The organism is Brevundimonas huaxiensis, assembly GCF_014218725.1.
GTDB lineage: Bacteria > Pseudomonadota > Alphaproteobacteria > Caulobacterales > Caulobacteraceae > Brevundimonas > Brevundimonas huaxiensis.
In genome coordinates this window covers 56,736-75,511 of sequence record NZ_JABBJE010000003.1, presented here as the reverse complement: position 1 = coordinate 75,511, position 18,776 = coordinate 56,736, and the positions used below count along the sequence as shown (strand labels likewise).

Here is an 18,776-nt window from a genome sequence, read left to right as displayed (position 1 = left end):
GGCACGACCCGACCGCCGCGTCGGCTCAATTTGGATGACCTCAGGTTTCCGCTCAGAAATCCGGCTTGGCGACCGCCTGCAGCGATCGCCAAGTCAGACTGCCTCAGAACGGGATGTCGTCGTTCAGGTCGTAGCTTTCCTTGGGGCCGCTCGGCTTGTTGGCGCCGCCAGTGGAAAAGCCCGAGGAATAGTCGTCATCGCCGCGACCACCGCCGTAGCCGCCACCGCCGCCGCCGTAATCGCCGACCGACGAGCCGCCTTCCGAACGGCCGCCCAGCATCGTCAATTCACCCTTGAAGCGGCTGACCACGATCTCGGTCGAATATTTCTCGACGCCCTGCTGGTCGGTCCATTTGCGGGTCTGGAGCGCGCCCTCGATATAGACGGTCGAGCCCTTCTTCACATAGTTCTCGACCACCTTGACGATGTTGTCGTTGAAGATGACGACCCGGTGCCATTCGGTCTTTTCCTTGCGCTCGCCCGAGGACTTGTCGCGCCAGGTTTCCGAGGTGGCGATGGACAGGTTGGCGATGCGGTCGCCATTGGGCATGGAGCGGATCTCGGGGTCGCGCCCAAGATTGCCGACCAAAATGACCTTGTTGACGCTGCCCGCCATGGAAACTTCCTTCTCGTGTGAGGCGGCGACGACTTCGCCCGCCCCCGTCAATTCAGTCCGATGTCTGACCGGGGCGACGGCTCATCGCCAGCCCTTTCGACAGCAAACCCGCTAAATCAGTGGATAAGCGTCAACCAATGTTCCACTTTCGTTCTGGTCGCGCAAGCCTTACTTGGCGGCGGGATCGGCTGCGATGGCGATGGGACGGCCCGTATCGTCGCGCTGGATGGCGCCGGGGATGGCAAGACGGCCGTCGCCGGTGCGGGCCATGGCGAAGAAGCGGCTGCCGTTCAGGCTCTTGCCGATCTTGACCCCCTCGCGGTCCACGAAGATGAAACGGCCCTGATAGGCGCCGGCGATTTCCTGGTTCGATCCACCCATGCGCAGGAAGCGCAGACGCATCTCCTCCAGCCGCGCGGCGCATTGTTCGAGCTGGGGCTGGTTGTCGGCGATTTTCTGCAGGCGTGGCGGCGCATTGTCCGGCGTCGCCACGAAGTAGCATGCGCCCTCGGCGAACTCATATTTGGGTTCGTTGGAGCAGGCGCCCAGCAGAGCGGTCCCGGCGATGGCGGCGAGAGCGACGAAACGCATCAGTTCATTCCCGTGAATTGGCAGTTGCGATCCTGCTCGGCCAGGGTCCTGAAACGGTTGTTGTCATTGGACTGTTCCACCCGGCGCGGCACCAGACGCAGGGTCGTGTCGCCCCAACGGCCGTATTGGGCGTCGCCCGGCCCGACGCAGGTTCCGGCGTAGAGCGCCTGAACACAGGCATTCAGGCTCATGTTCGGCGACAGGGTGCGCCAGTCGGAGCCGGTGTGGCGCAGGCACGGGCTACCGCTGGCCACGGGCATGGCGCGCGGCGCAGGCGTCTGTTCGACGGAGGCCGGCGGCGGGGTTTCGGCCATCTCGACCTTAGGCAGTTCGGGCGGCGGAGCGAAGGCGGCCGTCGGGGCGGCGGCCAAGGCGCCCGTGGCGTCCAGCCCGACGTCCAGAGCGTCCGTCGCCAGGCCATTGCGCTGAGCGCAGACCGCCAGGGTCGCCATGCCGACGAACTGCCCGTCGACGAAGCAGCGCAGTTCCCGCGTCGGCTCCAGCGTGGGCGCCTCGGCCAGATTGACGACCAAGCCGCCCTTGGACGCCGGCGGCGCTTCCGTCGTCTTGTCGTCGCCGCCCGTAAAGATCAGGGCGAGCACGACGGCGATGACGATCGCCACGCCGGCGCCGACCAACAGGATGACGCGGTTGTCTTTCGGAAGGGCCATGAACGGGCTTTCGCGGATGAGGAGGTCAATAACTCCGACCCGGCCTCGGGCGTCAACCGCCTTGACCGGTCACGACCCCAATCAGGCCGTCAGGCGGCTCAGCGCAGCCTGATAGTTGGCCAGTTGCGTCTGCTGGTAGGCGGTCGAAGAGCCGTTGCCGGTCTGGGTGTTGGTTATGCCGCCGGTCGACGGCGCCAAGGCGCGGTAGGAGGACCGGACCGCTGTCATCGCCTGGGCCAGCGAATCGATGGCCGCCTTGATCGAGGCCGGATCGTTCAGGTTCAGCTTGTTCGACAGGTTCAGCCCATAGGTCTTGATCGCGTCCTTGTCCGGCTTCACCGGACCGACGAAGCCGGGCGTCAGGCCCAGCGCGCTCAGGGCGTCCTTGCCGATCGCCCCGGCGGTTATGACGGCGCCGTCCTTGTTGGCCGCCGTCTTGATTTCCAGCCGCTGGACGATGGGCTTGGCCTTCAGATCGGTGATGACCTTGGCTTCCAACTGACGGCCAGAGGCGGCGTTGATCTTCTTGGCCAGGCTTTCCAGCGTGTCCTTGGCGTCGATGGTCACGGTCACGGCGCGGCCGCCGGCTGCAGGGCTGATCGAAAACTGATCGCCGACGCGAGCCGAGGTGGCGACGGTCAGCAGCTTGGAGTCCGCCTGCATGATCTGCCCCTGAGGCAGGCCGAGGCGGTCGAGAACGCTGGCGCCGCCCGCTGCGAAGCTCAGGCTGGTCGGCCTGGCCTGATCGCCGTCCGCGCGCCAGGTTCGGTTCGATTGAACCTGGCCGGTGGCGAGATCGATCTTGGCCAGATAGCCGGATGTGGGGTCGTCCTTGCCGGCGCCTTCTGCCCGGTTCGTGCCGGTAATCCAGACCTTTCCGTCCTTGATGGCGACGTCGGCGGCGGTGTCCGCGCCCGCCCCGCCGAAATAGGTCAGTTGGTCGCTTCCCGACGCCTGAAGGTTCGTCGACAAGGTGGCGATGAAGACGTCGCTGCCGCCGGCATGGGCGTTGGTCACCGTGGCGATATCGAGGGCGGTGTTCTCGGTATGGCCGGTCACGACGACCTTGCCGTTCTCGACCGATATGCCGGCGATCGCGCCGCTGGCGTAGCCAAGGTCACGCGTCGAAGCCAGGCTCGGTACGCCATCGGCGTCCAGGGTGAAGCGTCGCAAGACCGCCTTCCCGTTCTCGACGCCCGCCGTGTAGAGGTCGTTTCCTGACACGGTCATGGCCTGAACGGAATCGTCGCCGCTGGTGCCGAACTGCACGGTCGCGACGTTTACGCCCACGTCCGGGCCGTTGATCTTGATCGGCTTTTCCTGGAAGGCCTGAAGATAGGAATCCCAGCCGCCCAGGGCCGCATTGCCCGGCATGGCCGACTTCGACCGTCCGGCGACATAGACCATGCCGTCGGCGCCGAAGCGAACCTCGGTCGCCTCATCGGCCGCCTTGGCCCCGCGCCGCTGGGTCCACAACTCCTGCCCCGAACTGTCGAACACCGAGACGAAACTGTCGGCCACGGACGCGTTGTCGCCGCTCTTGCCCGGTTCCAGCGCCCCGGTCACCGATCCGGCCAGGGCGATCCGGCCGTCGTCGTCGATAGCGATGGAGAAGCCATTGGCGCTGGAGGCGGCGCCGAGCAGCTTGGTCTGCATCAGATTGCCGGCGGAATCGTATTTCATCAGGGCGACATCGCGCGCGCCCTTGATCGGTTGACTGGCGTCGCCCGCCGTCAGTTCGGCGACGACCCAGACGGAGCCGTCCGGGGCCACGGCGCTAGCCTTAACCGCAGCCACGCCATTGGGCAGGTCGGCGTGCCCCACCCTGCCCTCGACCCAGAACGGATCGTCGACGCCCTGCTGGGCGGCCGGCGCCGCGCCGCCGTCGGCCTGGAACTTCAGCAGTTGGCCCGCCGTGCCGGTCTTGCCGACCCCTTGCGTCACATAGACGGCGTCGGAGGTGTCGACGGCCTGGAAGCTGATGGCTTCGCCGGTCCCGCCATTGACCTTCAACGCCCACTGATCCGGTCCGGCAGGCAGGGTGATGGTCTTGGTCCCGCTTTTGACCGTCTTGGGCTCGGCGGGGATCAACTGAGCGCTGATGCGCGTCGCGACACCCGCGTCCTCCAGCTTGCCGTTCATATAGGCGGTGACATTGGCCAACGACCGATCGGTCGCACCCATCTCGGACAAGTCCATGGCGATCGCCTGCTCCCCGGCCGCCGTCTTGACGGTCACGGAGAACTTCACGTCGCCCTCGAACGCCTTAACCGAGGCGGTGGGGTCGCCGTCGTGGATGGGGGCGGTGACGAAACTGGTCGGCGCCCGTTCCAGCGCATAGGTGCTCTTGACCGAGGTCTGGGCCACGCCCTGCACCAACCGCATGTCTTCGAAACTGGCGGTGCTCAGATAGGTCGATAATTCGGCCAGGCCTTCGCCGAAGCGCTTGGACACCAAGGCCGCTTCCGACGCGCTCAGCCCCTTGACGCCAGCACGGTCGGCCAAAGCGCCCAGCGTGTTCAGGCCCTGATACAGGGCGAACATCTTGCGGTAGTCGGTGGAAGCGCCGGCCAGATCCAGGCTGACATTGCCCTCGTCGATCAGGCGACGGCCGCCCAGGGCCGCACGGACCAGATCGCTGGCCTTCGCCGGTGTCGCCGTGGACGACCAGGGGGCCGTCGGTTGGGTCTTCTTGGTTTTGACGGCCGGGCTGGCGGTCGTGGCGGCGCCTGACGACGACGTCCCCGTCGTCGTTCCGAAAAGACCCAGCAGATAGCTGTTGTTGATCATTCAGACGGCTCCGACTCTATCGTGCGGCGGGCGTCGATAAGGAACCGTTAAGCTGTCCGATCAGCCCTTGAACAGCGACAGGATGACCTGCGGCGCCTGGTTGGCGATCGACAAGGCCTGAACGCCGAGTTGCTGCTGGACCTGCAGGGCCTGAAGGCGGGCGCTTTCCTTGGCCAGGTCCGCGTCGACCAGATTGCCGATGCCGGCTTCCAGCGCGTCCGACAGCTTGCCGACATAGGTGGTGTGGCGCTCGATCTGCTTGGACTGGGCGCCCAGTTCGGAAAGACGGGAATTTGAGGTCGCGATCGCCGTGTCAATCCGAGTCAGCGCAGCCTTGGCGTCGGCCTCAATCAGTAGACTCGGCGCGGCGGCGGAGGGGGTGGCCGCAAGCCCCAAGCCTGAAAGTGTCAGGTTCTGACGCTTCAGCTGAATATTTTCCTGGCCGTCCGCACTAGCGATAAAGTTCAGGTCCCCGAGCGGCGCAGGAGGTGTCGCGCCATCAGTGCGCCCCGCAAGAATGTTCTCACCATCGAAAATAGCGTTGTCTGCAAAAGACTGAATCGACAACAGAAGCGATTGGAACTCCTGGTCATACGATTTGCGCGTCGCATCGCTGGCGCTCGGGTCCGCCGCTGCGGTCGCCTTCTGCTTCAACTCGAGCAGGATGTCCGAGATTTGCTCGCCGGCCGCCAGCGACACGTCGGCGATGGACGTCGCGCGCTTCAGGCTGGTGGTGACAGCTTCGAGCGATCCCCGGTCGGCGCGCTGCCCCTGAGCCACCGCCCAGACCGCAGCGTTGTCGCGCGCGCCCTGAACCTTCAGCCCCGTGTTCACCCGGCTCTGCGTCGCCGCCAACTGGTCGTTGGTGCGATTTAGATTCTGCAAGGCGATCATCGCCGAGGTGTTGGTGTGGATGCTGGTGGTCATGGCTTCAAGCCCCCGGACGTTCTGTGGGCTACAGGATTAACCATGAGTCGTAATCACATGGTTAACGCGCCGGAAACCATGATCGCGCCGCCCGGCAAGCCGGCGGCGTCAAGGAGTGTGAGCCCTCGCCTGTCGTCAGACGGCGGTATCGACCAGACGGCCTCCGCGATAGGTCGGATCGCGATACAGTTTTTCGACATCCTCACGCGGCAACTGGCGGACCACCTCCCCCGTCACCCGATCCAGGACCTTATAGACGAAGCGGTTGTCGCCCACGGCCTCGATGGTCAGTCGAAAGCGGCTGGCGTCGTGGTTGTCGTTCTTGGCGGCCGGTGGCGGCGCTGGCGGCTCAACTGCGACAGCAACGACGGAAGGAATTTGGGGTAAGCTTACTGATCTGGCGACATGGTCTGTCATGGCTCCCCGCGCAGGTCGTCCTGCGCCCTCTAGAGAAACGAACGATCAGCCGGAGCGGTCGCGAAACCGCTCCGGCTGCGCGTCTTAGCGGAACAGGCCCAGCAGGATCTGGCTGGACGAGTTGGCGATCGACAACGCCTGCACGCCAAGCTGTTGCTTGGTTTGCAGGGCGGTCAGCTTGGCGCTTTCCTTGGCCAGGTCGGCGTCCACCAGATTGCCCACGCCGGATTCCAGCGAGTCTTGCAGCTTGTTGACAAAGGTCAGCTGGCGATCTAGCGACTTCGACTTCGTACCGAGATCGGCAAGGGTCGAAGCGAAGCTGTTGATGGCCGTCTCGACGTTGGACGCCGTGTAGGCAGTCTTTTTGTCGTCGTAGGCCGCCGCAGCTGTCCAAGCGCTGCCCGTTACGGTGCCGCCGAACAACAGGCTTGAACCGGCCGATGCTACAGGGTTGGCTGTTCCCCCCGCCGCTTCACCTCTCAGGAAGAACTTGCCGCTGGACGTGTTCGTCGTAACCGAAACGCCGGCTGCACCTGCTGCGATGGCGTCGAACAGATTGACGCCATCGAACTTCGCCCCACCCAGAGCCGAGTGAATTTCCTTCACGACAGCTTCGAAGTCCGCGACCAGCTTTTTGCCGGTTTCGCTGAAGTCGTTTGGCGGCGTAGTAGAGTTGCCTCGGTCGTCTTGGATTGCAACAGCGAGGCTCTTCAGTTCGTTCAGGGCGCTGGTCACCGTATCGCCGGCTGCCAGAGCGACGTCGACGATGGATTGACCGCGTTGAAGCGACTGACGCACCGCATCCTGAGCGCCCATTTCTGCACGCTGGGAGGTGGCGATGGCGAAGATGGCGCCATTGTCCTTGGCCGAAGAGACTTTCAGGCCGGTGTTTACGCGGCTTTGAGTGGTCTCCAGCGCCTTATTGGTCGCATTCAGAGTTTGCAGCGCGACCAGGGCGCCGCCGTTGGTATTGATGCTGTTAGCCATTTTGGCTGTCCTTCTTCATTTCATAAAGGGCCGACGGCGTTTTGCCGAAGGGAGCATTTTGCTCGGGGATAGAAATATGGGCGGGGCCGGAACCCCGCCGGTTTTACTAGCGGAACAGGCTCAACAGGATGGAGCTGGACGAGTTGGCGATCGACAGCGCCTGCACGCCAAGCTGTTGCTTGGTTTGCAGGGCGGTCAGCTTGGCGCTTTCCTTGGCCAGGTCGGCGTCCACCAGATTGCCCACGCCGGATTCCAGCGAGTCTTGCAGCTTGTTGACGAAGGTCATCTGACGATCCAGCGACTTCGACTTCGTACCGAGATCGGCAAGGGTCGAAGCGAAGCTGTTGATGGCTGTCTCGACGTTGGACGCCGTGTAGGCCGTCTTTTTGCCGCTGTAGGCCGCCGCAGCTGTCCAAGCGCTGCCCGTTACGGTGCCGCCGAACACCAGGCTTGAACCAGCCGACGCCACGGCAGGTGCCCCCGTCGCTGCTTGACCTCTCAGGAAGAACTTGCCCCCGGCCGTATTCGTCGTGACCGAAACGCCGGCTGTGTCTGCTGCGATGGCGTCGAACAGATTGACGCCATCGAACTTCGCCCCACCCAGAGCCGAGTGAATTTCCTTCACGACAGCTTCGAAGTCCGCGACCAGCTTTTTGCCGGTTTCGCTGAAGTCGTCTGGCGGCGTAGCAGAGTTGCCTCGGTCGTCTTGGATAGCAACAGCGAGGCTCTTCAGTTCGTTCAGGGCGCTGGTCACCGTATCGCCGGCCGCCAGAGCGACGTCGACGATGGATTGACCGCGTTGAAGCGACTGACGCACCGCATCCTGAGCGCCCATTTCTGCACGCTGGGAGGTGGCGATGGCGAAGATGGCGCCATTGTCCTTGGCCGAAGAGACTTTAAGGCCGGTGTTCACGCGGCTTTGAGTGGTCTCCAGCGCCTTATTGGTCGCATTCAGAGTTTGCAGCGCGACCAGGGCGCCGCCGTTGGTATTGATGCTGTTAGCCATTTTGGCTGTCCTTCTTCATTTCATAAAGGGCCGACGGCGTTTTGCCGAAGGGAGCATTTTGCTCGGTCTGATCGGAAAATTTTTCCGAGTGTCATGTTTGGACCCTAGGGGTGTCCAAATCGTTGTTCTGCATGGTTAATCGTCGATAAACCTCCTGTGCGGCTCGGCGTGGTCCGCCGACGTTTCGAAGCAAGGTCTGGATTGTTGCGGGACACCCGGCAAAATCGACCCAGCGATCAGTTGCGGAACAGGCTCATCAGGATTTGGCTGGACGAGTTGGCGATCGACAAGGCCTGAACCCCCAGCTGCTGCTTGGTTTGCAACGCAGTCAGCTTGGCGCTTTCCTTGGCCAGATCGGCGTCGACCAGATTGCCGATGCCGGTTTCCAAGGAATCTTGAAGCTTGTTGACGAACGTCAACTGGCGATCCAGCGACTTCGACTTGGTGCCGAGATCCGCAAGCGTGGACGAGAAGGACGTTATCGCCGCCTCGACATTAGTCACAGAATAATCGGCGAGAGCAGAGGGCGTAGCGCCGGTCGTCGCGTTCGCCTTGGCCGCCCAAGCCCCCGTGGCCTGGTTGAAGGTTCCCGCCGCGCCGGCGGTGCCGGCGGTTGCGCCGAAAGCGAGGCCGTCGGCGGCCGCCGTATCCACCGCCAACTTCAGGGTGAAAGTGTTATTGGCCGCGCCCGTGTTGGTCGTGACCTTCAGATCATTGGTCTGCTTCTTGAAAGCATTCGCCCCGTCGAAATTGGCGTTGGCCAAGGCGGAGTGGATTTCCTTCACGATAGCTTCGAAATCGGCGACCAACTTCTTGCCGCTCTCGCCCAAGCCCGTGACGGCGCCGGCGGCGTCATAGGTTTTCGGAGCATCAGCCAAGGCGACGGCGATGCTCTTGAGTTCGTTCAACCCGGCCGTCACTGTATCGCCGGCTGCCAAGGCGACATCGACGATGGACTGGCCACGTTGCAGCGACTGACGCACAGCGTCTTGAGCGCCCATCTCGGCGCGTTGGCTCGTTGCGATGGCGTAGATCGCGCCGTTGTCCTTGGCCGAGCCCACCTTCAGGCCCGTCGAGACACGGTTTTGCGTGCGCTCCAACATAGCGTTGGTCGCATTGAGGTTTTGCAGGGCGACAGCTGCGCCGTAGTTCGTATTGATGCTCGTAGCCATTTTGGCTTTCCTGTTCACTTCGTGTGATGTCCGACGCCATTTTGGCGTCAGGAGCGTTTTGCTCGGTCTTCAGGAGAGCAAGGGCGGGGCCAGTCCGAAAGGCGATGTCAGCCAGACGTCGACACTGATTTCATTGAACTTATCTCGACGGTTTGCGAAACGACCCGGCAAGCCTGCACACCAGGCGGCAGAAGTTGCCGAGTCGTTTTTGCAGGGCGTCAGTCGCGGCGTCGCACCTGCGCGTCCTGCATCGCGCGTTCGGCCAACAGGGTCTCGATCGCCAGCCGCCGCGCCCCGTCGCAGGCGACGATCTGGGCGCCGCACAGCACATAGGCCGCGTCCAGATCGCCGGCCGTGGGTTCAGCCGGCAGGGTCGCCAGCGTGCACGGGCGTATCGCCGCCTCCGGCAAGACCAGCCGCGCCGGCGCAACCGTCGAGAGCGGGGGCGATGCGGCACAGTTGGCCGTCATGGTCGCGCAGGCGATCAGCGCGGCGCGTCTCCAAGGATTGATCGGCATCGACGGCGCTCCTGGCCTGGGCGACGGCGGCCGTGGTCGCCCGGTCCGCCGTCCCCGTCATGTGGTGATAGTGGTCGACGCGCTGGGCCTGAGCCGCCGCGCCTTCGGTTTCAATCCGCCGGGCGTCGGCCTGCGCCGCCGCCACGGCGGTCGCATCTTGCGCCTGGGTGCGGGCGGCCTCCAGACGCTTGTGCTGCAAGTTCAGCGGATCCCAGCGAAAGCCGAGCCCGCCCAGCAGCATGACCCCCAGCGCCAACGCTGCAGCAGCGGCCGCCAACCAGCCGAGCGGCGTCACCGCCCGCAGTATTGATCCGGCGCACATGGAAAGGCCTTTCGATCCAGCTCGAAATGCGGACCGTCCCGCAGCGTCTTCCAGTCGCCGCCCCAGATCAGCGGCGTCTTCAGATCCAGCGCCGCCGCCTTGAACGCCTGGGCGATCCGGCCATACAGCGGCCAGTCCCATCGCACCTGGCCTTCGACCAAGGCGGCGACATCGACGGCGTGGCCCGTCAGATGGCGCGAGCGCGTCGTGCGGCTGGCCCCGGCCTTGATCAGGGCGTTCTGACGTTCAGCCGTGCGCAGTCCCTCGGTGATCATGAAATCCACCGGCGTGCGGGTGATGGCCCCCTCAACCACCGCAGTCAGGGCCGGAGCACGCCGATCAGCCGCGCACGCGACCGAGTAGACAGACGAAAGCTCATGGTCGGCCTCCGCTGATCCGCAGCCGCGTTGTGGCGATCAGGGTGATCAACTGCTGAGCGGTCGGCGCCACCAGATAGAGCACCAGGATCAAGGCCAGCAGGCCCATCAGCCCGTCCGTGATCCGGGGCAGCATCTCAGGCGGCATCCGCCCGACCGTGCGCATCAACAGCACCCACAACCCCGTGCTGACGGCGAAGACGTAGAGGCGACGAAACAGCCACCGCCCCTCCGCCAAGGGGATCGCACCCTGTTTGTGTCGGGTCATCGTTCGTCCTCCTCGTCATAGGTTTCGACGGCGCAGCGGCCGTCCCAGCCGAACTGGGCGCGCCATTCCCCGTCGCTGAGGCTGTCGGGCGCTTCCCACGCCTCGGCCTCCAGCACTTCGACCGGCTCAACCGGATATCCGCGCCGGCTCATCCGACGACCGTGATCAGAACCGCCCCCGAAGCGCCCGAACCGCCTTGGCCGCCGAAGGTCAGGCCCGCGCCGCCTCCCCCGCCCCCGGCCCCGAACAGCGCGCCTGAGCCGCCGGGGCCGCCCGCGCCGCTCGCTAATGCGTCGCCGCCCCCGCCGCCTCCTCCGACGATCGACAACAGCGGCTTGGGCGAGGCCTGTCCCGCAACGCCCGCGACGCCGCCGGCCGCGCGAAGGCCCGACCAGCCGCCCACACCGCCCGCGCCTCCGGCATAGGCGACATCCGCTGCACTCAGACCGCCCCCTGCCCCGCCGCCGCCCGGCCCGTCCGAGCAAAGGGTTTCTGAGCCCATTGTCGCCGTTGCGGTTGTCGAAGAGCTGCCGCCGGAGTTGGCGAGCCGTTGGCCGATACCGCCTGCTCCACCGACGCCAGAACCGCCTGCGGCCCCGCCCGTCGCGCGCAGCAACACCGTGCCCCCCATCGCGACCTCGCTATCGCCGCCCGAAACGCCGCTGATCCCGCCGGCGCCGACCGTGACCGACAGGACGCCCTCCAGATCGTCCGCCGACCATCGCGCGAGGCTCAGCCCGCCGGCGCCGCCTCCGCCGCCACCGAGGCGTGGGGCGCCAGCCGGACCCGCCAATCCTGCGGCCCCGCCGCCGCCGCCGCCCACGCAGGTCGCCTCGACCCAACGCGCCCAAGCCGGCAGGGCATAGTCGTCATCGCTGGTGAACAGCGTCGTCTCGCGCCGGATCGCGCCTTGATCGAAGCCGATACGCCCCGTCGCGCGATCCACGCGCCACACCGAGCGCCATGTCCCGGCGTCATCGCAGGCCTTGAGGCTCAGATCATCGTCGCCGATCAGACCCAACTCTGCGCGAGCGGCGTATCCGCTCTGAAACAGCAGCGACAGGACATCGCCCGCCTTCGCCTTGTTCAGGGTCAGGCGAAGATCGCCGTCGCCGCCTTCCTCCTCGCCGCGCGCCGTGAACAGGGCGGCGTTGATCTTGGCCGCCAAGGGATTGGCTTCGTCGGCGGACGTCCCGAGACCCAGCCGCGTCAGGCCCTGCACCTCGCCCAGTCGCTGCCCCAGCGCGACCCAGCCATCATCGGCCCGCACCACCACGACGCCTTCGTCCAGAACACAGGCGATCATGCCGTCCGGCGTCGTCACGGTGGTCCAGCCGCCGCCCTCGAACCGCACTAGGGCGCCGGCCGGCCGCCCGGCCCAGGCCGCGCCTTCGGCCTCTTCCAGTAGGATATAAAGATCGCCGTCCGACGCATCGGCCGGCTGGATCGCCGTCGTGCGACTGACCACCGCCGTCTGCAACAGGGCGTCCAGCCGGGTCAGGGCCGTATTCAGGGTCACATGCTTCTGCATCTGTCCCGCCGCTAGATAAGGCAGGTTCAGACGCGCGCTGAAATCGTCGCTCATTCTTCTCTCCGTTGTCGTGGAGATCAGTCTGGGCGCAGCGCTTCCTCAGGCCGGGAGACGGTCGGTCATTTGGATCAGGTCCTTGATTTCAGGCAGATTTGTTGCGGAGAAAACGCTGGCTAAGCCGCCTCAGCCAGCGCATCTCAATCGTGCAGATAGATGATCCGCTTCAGCGTCTTGTCGTTCTGCACGCGGGCCTCGTGCATCTCGTGGTCGCCAGTGGCGCGCGCATTGGCCTCGGTGTCCTCGACCCAGTGGGTGCTTTCGATGTGCTTTTGCAGCGCCCGCGCCGCCATCAACTGTCCGGGAAAGAAGGTGTCGACGATGTCGCCTGCGATCGGCACCGTCCCGGTGGCGGTGTCGATGGCCATATAGGCCCCCATGCGCGCCAGGGTCGCCGGCGTCGCCTTGGCCCGCACGGCCTGAAGCATCAGCCAGCCGCCCGTCCCGACCGTATAGGCCGTGCCGACGATCGGCACCCAGGTCAGCATGGCGTCCAGTCCCATGCCGAACGGGCCGATGCCGATGACCCGGTCCGAGAGTTTCTTGACGCCCTCGACATTGGACCAGATGTTCTCGATATCCCGGATCGACCGTCTGGCCATGTCGCCCTCCAAAGCGTCGCCTTAACGCTGGGCGAGGCGTCCTGTTCAATCCGAGAGATACGTCTTCGATGACCCTGATAAAGCTGGCGGCGAATGTGACGGCGAGCGCCCTGCTGCTGGGCTTGGCGGCATTCGGCATGGCGGCGCTCAGCGGCATCGGCCATCGCTGGGTGGATATCCTGGCGCAGTTCACATCGCCGGTGTTGCTGGCGGCCGTGGGCGTGACCGTGGGCTGTCTGCTCTTTCGCCTATGGCCGGCCTCAATCGTCGGTGGATTGGCGTGCGTGGTGCTGACCCTGTCGGTCTGGCCGCAATGGACGCCGATGAAGGGCGTGCCCGTTCCAGACCAGCCGATCGTGCGGGTCTATTCGGCCAATCTCTATGTGTTCAACACCGATGTCGCAGCCATGCGCCGGTCCATCGCGGCGGCCGACGCCGACATCCTGGTGCTGGTCGAGTTGGGGCAGGCGCCGGCGTCGCGGCTGGACCAGTTGCTGCCGGACTATCCTCACCGCGTCCTGATCGGCCAGGCGCGCGCCGGCGACCACGCGCGCTCGATCATCGCTTCGCGCTATCCGATCCTGCAAGGCCTGCCCGAGCGTCCCGACGGCCTTAGCGCCGTGGGCGCGACGGTCCAGACGCCCATCGGCCCGATCAACGTCTTCGGCGTCCACCTGACGCGGCCCTGGCCCTATCAATATCAGTGGGGTCAGATCAGCCAGGTCATGGCCTTGGCCGAGCGGATGAAGGCCGCGCCAGAGCATCCCGTCATCGCCGCCGGGGATTTCAACAGCGTCTTCAGCGCCCGCATCGGCAAACAAATCCAGTCCGACCTGGGCCTGATCCCTGCGCCCGGCTGGCCCGGCACCTGGCCCAGTCAGATCCCCGCCCTCGCCGGCATCACCATCGACCAGGTCTATCGTTCGCCGGATCTGGCCCTGATCACGCGCCGCCTGGGCGAGCCGACGGGATCCGATCACCGCCCCGTCGTCACCGAGTTCACCCGCGCTCAGCCGCCGCGATAAGGGTCTTCAGCCGCCCCTCATGCCCCTCGCCAGGGAAGTCGTCAGCGACCCAACCGTCCTCGAACGCCTTCAACACCCGCCCTGTCTCCGGCCCTGGCTTCAGGCCCAGACGCGCCAGATCGCGCCCCCCGACCGGCATCTTGGGCGGCGTCCAGTCGGCAGCCAGCGCCCGCAGCCGCGCGCCATCGCCCCCTCCAGCAGCCTCGGCGCGCATAAGCCGATCCTCGAACGTCCTGCGCCCCAGCCTATAGATCGCCGCGCGCGCCTCGGCGTCGCTCATGGTCGGCCAAACGGCAGGCCTATCCGCGACCGCCGCCGCCAACCGATCTCGCACCGCGTTCGACAATCTCAAACCACCTGCGAGCTCTGTCACCCCCGCCGCATCTGCGGGCAGCAAGGCCGACAACCGCATTACCGGATCGTCAGTCAGGTCACACATCGCCTCGAACAGCGCCAGCGGCTGGGCCTGCGGCAGCACCTGGGCCAGCGCGCCGGTCTCGGCCATCGCCCGCACCGCCGCACGCGGGTCGGGCGCCGCCAGCAGTTTCAACACCTCTTTGGACACCCGCTCGGCCGACAACTGCGCCATGCCGCCCTTCAGCGCCGCGCACGCCGCCAGCCCGGCCGCGTCTGGCTCACCCCGCCCGTACCAGGCGTAGAACCGGAAGAAGCGCAGGATACGTAAATAGTCCTCGCGGATGCGCGTCTCCGCCTCGCCGACGAAAACGATGCGCCCCGCCGCCGCATCCTCCAGCCCGCCGCCGGTCGGATCGAACACCGTCCCTGCCGCATCGGCGTAAAGGGCGTTCAGACGAAAATCCCGCCGCGCCGCATCCTCGGCCCAGTCCTCGGTGAAGGCGACCACTGCGCGGCGTCCATCCGTCTCCACATCGCGACGCAGGGTCGTGATCTCATAGGGACGCCGCTCCGACACGCCCGTCACCGTGCCGTGCTCGACGCCCGTCGGCACGGCTTTCAACCCCGCCGCCTTCAGCGCCGCCATGGTCTGTTCGGGCCGCAAGCGCGTGGCGATGTCGATGTCGTCGACCTGCTGACCCAACAGACTGTTCCTCACGCAGCCGCCCACGAACCGCGCGCAGCCCGCACCGCCCGCCGTTTCCAGCGCCCGCATCACCGCCCGCGTCGCCTGGCTTTCCAGCCAGGGCTGTCCCTTCACAGAGACGCTCATGCCGCATCCTCGTCGGCCGCCGCGTCTGGCGCAGCCTCGTCGCCATAAAGCCGCACGTGCAACGCCTTTAAAATCCCCGCCGTCACGCCCCAGATGTAGCGCTCACCCCAAGGCATGGCCCAGAACCAGCGCCGCAAGCCTTCATCCAGATCGTAAAAGTCGCGACGATGGTTGGCGGCGTCCATCAGAAAATCCCACGGCGTCTCGAACACCTCGGCGACCTCGTCCGGCGACGGCGTGGTGACCGGCGCCTCGCGCAACCAACCGATCACCGGCGTGACAAGAAATCCGGTCCCCGTCTCATAGGCGTCCGACAGGCCCAGCACCTCGACCGCCGACGGGTCCAGCGCCACCTCTTCGTCCGCTTCGCGCAGCGCCGCCTGAACTGCGGTCTCGCCGGGGTCGAGCCGACCGCCCGGGAAGGCGATCTGCCCCGTGTGCCGCGCCAGGGTGTCCGCGCGCCGCGTGAGCAGCACCGTCGCCCCCTCGGGCCGCGCCACGATGGGGATCAGCACCGCCGCCGGCCGAAGCTCCTTGGCCGTCCGTGCCGCTTGCGGGTTCAGGTCGAAATCGGACCGCGCCGCGACCAGTTCAGGCCGCCACGTCTCGACCGGCGCCAGCCGATCGACCAGCCGGGCCTTCAAGGTCTCCAGTCTCACGTCACCGCGCCCAAGGAGAAGATCTGGCCGCCCGACCGAACGACCAGTCGTCCATCGACCTCTTGGGCCATCTCGACCATTTCATAGAAGACCGACCGCGCGATGCGCGCCCACAGATCGCGGCGCACATGGATGCGCGGCGCCGGCTCGCCCGTCGTCGGATCGGTTTCAACGACGATGGGATCGTCTTCGCCGGCCCTCACCTCATCACCGACATCGGTGGTGAAAATCAGGGCGTCGCCTTCCCTGCGCATCGCGACAGCCTGGAACGGCAAGTCCTCGACGGCGATCTTCAGCTTTTCGACCGGCGTGACCAGGTGATAGCCGTCCGGGTCCTTCCTCAGCACCGTCGAGAACAGTCGCACCAGTTCCTTGCGGCCAATGGGCGAGCCTTCATGCATCCAGACACCGTCCGCCCGGATAACGATATCGATGTCGCCGCAATGCTCGGGATGCCACAGGTGGACCGGCGGCAGCCCCTTGCCGGGCGCCTGTTTGGCCGCCTCGGCGACGGCGTTCAGTCCTGACTTGGGATTGTCCATCCCTCTGACTTAGGCCCCGCGAACCGCGCAGGAAAGGGTCAGCCGATGCGAACCGAACCCGAAACCTGATCCACCCCGCTCGCCAGCCACAGGACGCGGCGGTGATCCACGGGTCCGGGCAGGATCGCCTCGGGCGCAGGGACGAATCCGAACCGCTCGAAATAGGCCGCGTCCCCGACCAGCAGCACGCCGCCGACGTCCAGCGCCCGTGTGTGATCCACGCACGCCTGAATCAGTTCGGCGCCCAGGCCGTCGCTCCGGCGACTGGCGTCCACGGCAATCGGCCCCAAAAACAGAGCCGGGCTGTCTCCAACCACGACAGGCCACAGTCGCACCGAGCCCACCACGTCCCCGTCGCGCTTCACGACAAAGCCCGCGCTTGGCTTCGAACCTTCACGCAGGCGCTCGGCCGTCTTGGCGAACCGCCCCGGCCCGAAGGCGGCCATGACCAGAGCCTCCACGCCTTCGGCATCGGCCGGGGTCTCGGCTTCGATACGGCTTACGGCCGGAGGTATGGAAAGGGCGTGCGACATCGGCGCGCGCACCTAGAAGCAAAGCTGCGCCAAATCAAGGCAAGGCCTTGTGACGTCCGCTCAACCCGCCTTCGAAAAGTCCGGCGCCCGCTTCTGCGTAAAGGCCATAAAGGCCTCCATCGCCTCGGGACTGCGCATCTGCGAGCCGAAGGCTTCGCCCTCGCGCTGCATCAGTCCCCACAGACCTTCGGCGTCACGCATCAGCCGCTTGGTCTTGCGGATCGAGTTGGGCGCTCGGGCCGCCACCTTGGCCGCCAGCTCCGCCGCCGTCGCCTCGACCCGATCGGCCGGCACCGCGCGATTGGCGATGCCCCAGGCCAGGGCCGTCCGGCCATCGAGCGGCTCGCCCAGCGCGAACAGTTCGAAAGCCCGCTGATGACCGATCACGGCCGGCAACAACAGGCTGGACGCCGCCTCGGGCGCGAGGGCCAGATTGACGAACGGCACGGACAGCAGCGCATCCTCGGCGACCACCACCAGATCGCAGTGCAGCAGCATGGTCAGGCCGATCCCGACCGCCCGCCCTTTCACGGCGGCCACAGCCGGCTTGTCCAGATCCGCCAGCGCCTTCAGGAAACGGAACACCGGCATGTCGCCCGGCCCCGCCCCTTGCGAGCCCAGGGCGATGAAGTCCTGAATGTCGTTGCCGGCCGAGAAACTGTCGCCCTCGGCGCGCAGCAGCAGCACGCGCACAGCATCGTCGTTGCGCGCCCGCTCCGTCGCCTCGGCCAGGGTCGAATACATGGCCTGGGTGATGGCGTTCTTCTTGTCGGCCCGATCCAGGGTGACGGTCAGGACGCCGTCGGCCAGTTCGCTGCGGATATGTTCGCTCACGTCGTTTCCTCGTCCTGTGCGACGGCGCTCCACCAGTCGACGCCGCTCTCGTCCCGCGTCCGCTGGGCGCGGCCGCGTCGTTTCAGATAGTTCAGGTGCGCCTGGGCCTCGCCTGTGGCCATGCCCAGCACCCCGTCCCCGACCGATCGACCAAAGACGGCGGGGAAGCCGTCGATCACCCTAGACGGTTGACGCAACGTCCGCTCAAGCCGTTTCAGCGCGACCTCATGCCCCCGCTTCAGCGCGTCGAGCCGCGCGTGAACGCCATAGAAGGGCTCGCCATGCGCCGGCAGGAGAAATGCGCCCTCCGGCAACAGCGCCCTCAGCTTGTCCAGCGAGCCCATCCAGTCGCCCAGAGGGTCGGCCTCAGGCTCCGTCGGCCAGACTGAAACATTGGACGAAATGCAAGGCAGGATCTGATCCCCGGCGATGAAGACGTCGTCCGACCGCCGCCACAGGCAGACGTGCTCGGGGCTATGGCCCGACCCGACCACCACCGACCAATCGTCTCCATCGATCTGTAGGCTGTCGCCGTCGGACAGTCGCAGATAGCTGCGCGGCATCGTCGCCACGCCCTTGCCAAAACCGCCGTAGTCGGCCCGCCAGCGCGCGATCTGATCACCGTTCCACCCCGCCGCACGGTAGTAGCGTTCGCCGTCCTCCGGCGCGTCGCCCGCCGCCTCGGCCATCAGCATCCGCGCCGTCACATATTCCAGTCGCGACATCAGCAGCGCCGCGCCCGACCGCTCGCAAAGCCAACCCGCCAGTCCGATGTGATCGGGATGCATATGGGTGCAGATCAGCCGCGTCACCGGACGACCGCCCAACACGCCATCCAGCGCCGTCTCCCACGCTGCGACGGTACCCGATGTCTTCAGACCCGTATCGACGACGACCCAGCCGTCGCCGTCCCGGATCGCGTAAACATTTACATGATCCAGTTGAAACGGAAGGGCGAACCGTAGCCACAGCACGCCGCGCGCGACCTCGATCGCCTCGCCCGCGCCGGGCACGGTGTCGAACGGATAGGTCAGCCCCCGCCCATCCTTCGCAACCGCCGTCGGCGCCGTTCCATCAGCCAAGTCAGTCTCCAATCGAAACGCGCAGATACTTAGCCCGTGTCCCTCGCCGCCGTCCACACT

General features: G+C 66.0%; 23 protein-coding genes. 1 reads left to right on the top strand and 22 read right to left on the bottom strand.

Annotation, left to right across the window (positions count from 1 at the left end):
* Positions 1-103: 103 nt before the first annotated feature.
* From ssb to HF680_RS07600, 16 genes are all read right to left on the bottom strand, one after another.
* Positions 104-616: a single-stranded DNA-binding protein gene (ssb, locus tag HF680_RS07675; protein ID WP_185224635.1), complete on the bottom strand. Its 513-nt coding sequence runs from the start codon at positions 614-616 to the stop codon at positions 104-106.
* A gap of 168 nt (positions 617-784) precedes the next feature.
* Entirely contained in the window at positions 785-1,207 is a 423-nt protein-coding gene (locus HF680_RS07670) for a hypothetical protein (RefSeq protein ID WP_185224634.1), read from the bottom strand.
* Positions 1,207-1,878, bottom strand: a complete 672-nt coding sequence (locus tag HF680_RS07665) for a hypothetical protein (RefSeq protein ID WP_185224633.1) — start codon at positions 1,876-1,878, stop codon at positions 1,207-1,209. The genes HF680_RS07670 and HF680_RS07665 overlap by 1 nt, the downstream gene beginning before the upstream one ends.
* Before the next feature lie 81 nt (positions 1,879-1,959).
* The gene (locus HF680_RS07660; protein WP_185224632.1) at positions 1,960-4,668 is read right to left on the bottom strand and encodes a glycoside hydrolase family protein; all 2,709 of its coding nucleotides are present in this window, start codon (positions 4,666-4,668) and stop codon (positions 1,960-1,962) included.
* Positions 4,669-4,728: 60 nt separating this feature from the next.
* On the bottom strand, positions 4,729-5,595 hold the full coding sequence (locus HF680_RS07655) for a flagellin (protein ID WP_185224631.1): 867 nt from the start codon (positions 5,593-5,595) through the stop codon (positions 4,729-4,731).
* 135 nt (positions 5,596-5,730) lie between these two features.
* Positions 5,731-6,012 carry a hypothetical protein gene (locus tag HF680_RS07650; protein WP_205196138.1) on the bottom strand — a complete coding sequence of 94 codons (282 nt, stop codon included), beginning with the start codon at positions 6,010-6,012 and terminating at the stop codon, positions 5,731-5,733.
* 84 nt (positions 6,013-6,096) lie between these two features.
* A complete protein-coding gene (locus HF680_RS07645; protein WP_185224630.1) occupies positions 6,097-6,999 on the bottom strand; it encodes a flagellin N-terminal helical domain-containing protein in 903 nt (300 codons plus the stop codon).
* Between the two features lie 106 nt (positions 7,000-7,105).
* A complete protein-coding gene (locus HF680_RS07640; protein ID WP_185224629.1) occupies positions 7,106-8,005 on the bottom strand; it encodes a flagellin in 900 nt (299 codons plus the stop codon).
* 236 nt (positions 8,006-8,241) lie between these two features.
* Positions 8,242-9,177, bottom strand: a complete 936-nt coding sequence (locus tag HF680_RS07635) for a flagellin (protein WP_185224628.1) — start codon at positions 9,175-9,177, stop codon at positions 8,242-8,244.
* Between the two features lie 218 nt (positions 9,178-9,395).
* Positions 9,396-9,587 carry a hypothetical protein gene (locus HF680_RS07630; RefSeq protein ID WP_185224627.1) on the bottom strand — a complete coding sequence of 64 codons (192 nt, stop codon included), beginning with the start codon at positions 9,585-9,587 and terminating at the stop codon, positions 9,396-9,398.
* On the bottom strand, positions 9,538-10,017 hold the full coding sequence (locus HF680_RS07625; RefSeq protein WP_185224626.1) for a hypothetical protein: 480 nt from the start codon (positions 10,015-10,017) through the stop codon (positions 9,538-9,540). Before HF680_RS07625 ends, HF680_RS07630 begins: the two co-directional genes overlap by 50 nt.
* Positions 9,987-10,292, bottom strand: a complete 306-nt coding sequence (locus HF680_RS07620) for a M15 family metallopeptidase (protein WP_235968892.1) — start codon at positions 10,290-10,292, stop codon at positions 9,987-9,989. Before HF680_RS07620 ends, HF680_RS07625 begins: the two co-directional genes overlap by 31 nt.
* A 100-nt stretch (positions 10,293-10,392) precedes the next feature.
* A complete protein-coding gene (locus HF680_RS07615; protein WP_185224625.1) occupies positions 10,393-10,662 on the bottom strand; it encodes a hypothetical protein in 270 nt (89 codons plus the stop codon).
* Entirely contained in the window at positions 10,659-10,814 is a 156-nt protein-coding gene (locus HF680_RS07610; protein ID WP_185224624.1) for a hypothetical protein, read from the bottom strand. Before HF680_RS07610 ends, HF680_RS07615 begins: the two co-directional genes overlap by 4 nt.
* Positions 10,811-12,247 carry a DUF2793 domain-containing protein gene (locus HF680_RS16160; protein WP_185224623.1) on the bottom strand — a complete coding sequence of 479 codons (1,437 nt, stop codon included), beginning with the start codon at positions 12,245-12,247 and terminating at the stop codon, positions 10,811-10,813. Before HF680_RS16160 ends, HF680_RS07610 begins: the two co-directional genes overlap by 4 nt.
* A 143-nt stretch (positions 12,248-12,390) precedes the next feature.
* Complete coding sequence (locus HF680_RS07600; protein WP_045810151.1) at positions 12,391-12,852, bottom strand: DUF4112 domain-containing protein; 462 nt, start codon at positions 12,850-12,852, stop codon at positions 12,391-12,393.
* A 68-nt stretch (positions 12,853-12,920) separates the two neighbouring features.
* Between HF680_RS07600 and HF680_RS07595 the strand changes: the two genes are divergently transcribed.
* Positions 12,921-13,877 (top strand): endonuclease/exonuclease/phosphatase family protein, encoded by a 957-nt coding sequence (locus HF680_RS07595; protein ID WP_185224622.1) that lies wholly within the window; start codon positions 12,921-12,923, stop codon positions 13,875-13,877.
* Here HF680_RS07595 and HF680_RS07590 read toward each other — a convergent pair.
* From HF680_RS07590 to HF680_RS07565, 6 genes are read right to left on the bottom strand one after another with little or no spacing between them, the layout of a single operon-like run.
* Positions 13,852-15,066, bottom strand: coding sequence for a CCA tRNA nucleotidyltransferase (locus HF680_RS07590; protein ID WP_185224621.1), 1,215 nt, complete (start codon positions 15,064-15,066; stop codon positions 13,852-13,854). The two genes, HF680_RS07595 and HF680_RS07590, sit on opposite strands and share 26 nt — an antisense overlap.
* Positions 15,063-15,725, bottom strand: coding sequence for a CoA pyrophosphatase (locus HF680_RS07585; protein ID WP_185224620.1), 663 nt, complete (start codon positions 15,723-15,725; stop codon positions 15,063-15,065). The genes HF680_RS07590 and HF680_RS07585 overlap by 4 nt, the downstream gene beginning before the upstream one ends.
* Positions 15,722-16,267, bottom strand: a complete 546-nt coding sequence (locus HF680_RS07580) for a DUF1285 domain-containing protein (protein WP_185224619.1) — start codon at positions 16,265-16,267, stop codon at positions 15,722-15,724. Before HF680_RS07580 ends, HF680_RS07585 begins: the two co-directional genes overlap by 4 nt.
* A gap of 38 nt (positions 16,268-16,305) precedes the next feature.
* Complete coding sequence (locus tag HF680_RS07575) at positions 16,306-16,800, bottom strand: GNAT family N-acetyltransferase (protein ID WP_185224618.1); 495 nt, start codon at positions 16,798-16,800, stop codon at positions 16,306-16,308.
* Positions 16,801-16,860: 60 nt separating this feature from the next.
* On the bottom strand, positions 16,861-17,634 hold the full coding sequence (locus HF680_RS07570; RefSeq protein WP_185224617.1) for an enoyl-CoA hydratase: 774 nt from the start codon (positions 17,632-17,634) through the stop codon (positions 16,861-16,863).
* On the bottom strand, positions 17,631-18,716 hold the full coding sequence (locus tag HF680_RS07565; RefSeq protein WP_185224616.1) for an MBL fold metallo-hydrolase: 1,086 nt from the start codon (positions 18,714-18,716) through the stop codon (positions 17,631-17,633). Before HF680_RS07565 ends, HF680_RS07570 begins: the two co-directional genes overlap by 4 nt.
* Between the last annotated feature and the right edge of the window lie 60 nt (positions 18,717-18,776).

Excerpts from the sequence above, each read along its gene's own strand:
- HF680_RS07655 (WP_185224631.1), bottom strand. The coding sequence starts at position 5,595 with ATGACCACCAGCATCCACACCAACACCTCGGCGATGATCGCCTTGCAG.
- ssb (WP_185224635.1), bottom strand. The coding sequence starts at position 616 with ATGGCGGGCAGCGTCAACAAGGTCATTTTGGTCGGCAATCTTGGGCGC.
- HF680_RS07625 (WP_185224626.1), bottom strand. The coding sequence starts at position 10,017 with ATGTGCGCCGGATCAATACTGCGGGCGGTGACGCCGCTCGGCTGGTTG.
- HF680_RS07635 (WP_185224628.1), bottom strand. The coding sequence starts at position 9,177 with ATGGCTACGAGCATCAATACGAACTACGGCGCAGCTGTCGCCCTGCAA.
- HF680_RS07610 (WP_185224624.1), bottom strand. The coding sequence starts at position 10,814 with ATGAGCCGGCGCGGATATCCGGTTGAGCCGGTCGAAGTGCTGGAGGCC.
- HF680_RS07665 (WP_185224633.1), bottom strand. The coding sequence starts at position 1,878 with ATGGCCCTTCCGAAAGACAACCGCGTCATCCTGTTGGTCGGCGCCGGC.
- HF680_RS07650 (WP_205196138.1), bottom strand. The coding sequence starts at position 6,012 with ATGACAGACCATGTCGCCAGATCAGTAAGCTTACCCCAAATTCCTTCC.
- HF680_RS07575 (WP_185224618.1), bottom strand. The coding sequence starts at position 16,800 with ATGTCGCACGCCCTTTCCATACCTCCGGCCGTAAGCCGTATCGAAGCC.
- HF680_RS07670 (WP_185224634.1), bottom strand. The coding sequence starts at position 1,207 with ATGCGTTTCGTCGCTCTCGCCGCCATCGCCGGGACCGCTCTGCTGGGC.
- HF680_RS07615 (WP_185224625.1), bottom strand. The coding sequence starts at position 10,662 with ATGACCCGACACAAACAGGGTGCGATCCCCTTGGCGGAGGGGCGGTGG.
- HF680_RS07595 (WP_185224622.1), top strand. The coding sequence starts at position 12,921 with ATGACCCTGATAAAGCTGGCGGCGAATGTGACGGCGAGCGCCCTGCTG.
- HF680_RS07645 (WP_185224630.1), bottom strand. The coding sequence starts at position 6,999 with ATGGCTAACAGCATCAATACCAACGGCGGCGCCCTGGTCGCGCTGCAA.
- HF680_RS07620 (WP_235968892.1), bottom strand. The coding sequence starts at position 10,292 with ATGATCACCGAGGGACTGCGCACGGCTGAACGTCAGAACGCCCTGATC.
- HF680_RS07640 (WP_185224629.1), bottom strand. The coding sequence starts at position 8,005 with ATGGCTAACAGCATCAATACCAACGGCGGCGCCCTGGTCGCGCTGCAA.
- HF680_RS07660 (WP_185224632.1), bottom strand. The coding sequence starts at position 4,668 with ATGATCAACAACAGCTATCTGCTGGGTCTTTTCGGAACGACGACGGGG.
- HF680_RS07600 (WP_045810151.1), bottom strand. The coding sequence starts at position 12,852 with ATGGCCAGACGGTCGATCCGGGATATCGAGAACATCTGGTCCAATGTC.
- HF680_RS07580 (WP_185224619.1), bottom strand. The coding sequence starts at position 16,267 with ATGGACAATCCCAAGTCAGGACTGAACGCCGTCGCCGAGGCGGCCAAA.
- HF680_RS07590 (WP_185224621.1), bottom strand. The coding sequence starts at position 15,066 with ATGAGCGTCTCTGTGAAGGGACAGCCCTGGCTGGAAAGCCAGGCGACG.
- HF680_RS16160 (WP_185224623.1), bottom strand. The coding sequence starts at position 12,247 with ATGAGCGACGATTTCAGCGCGCGTCTGAACCTGCCTTATCTAGCGGCG.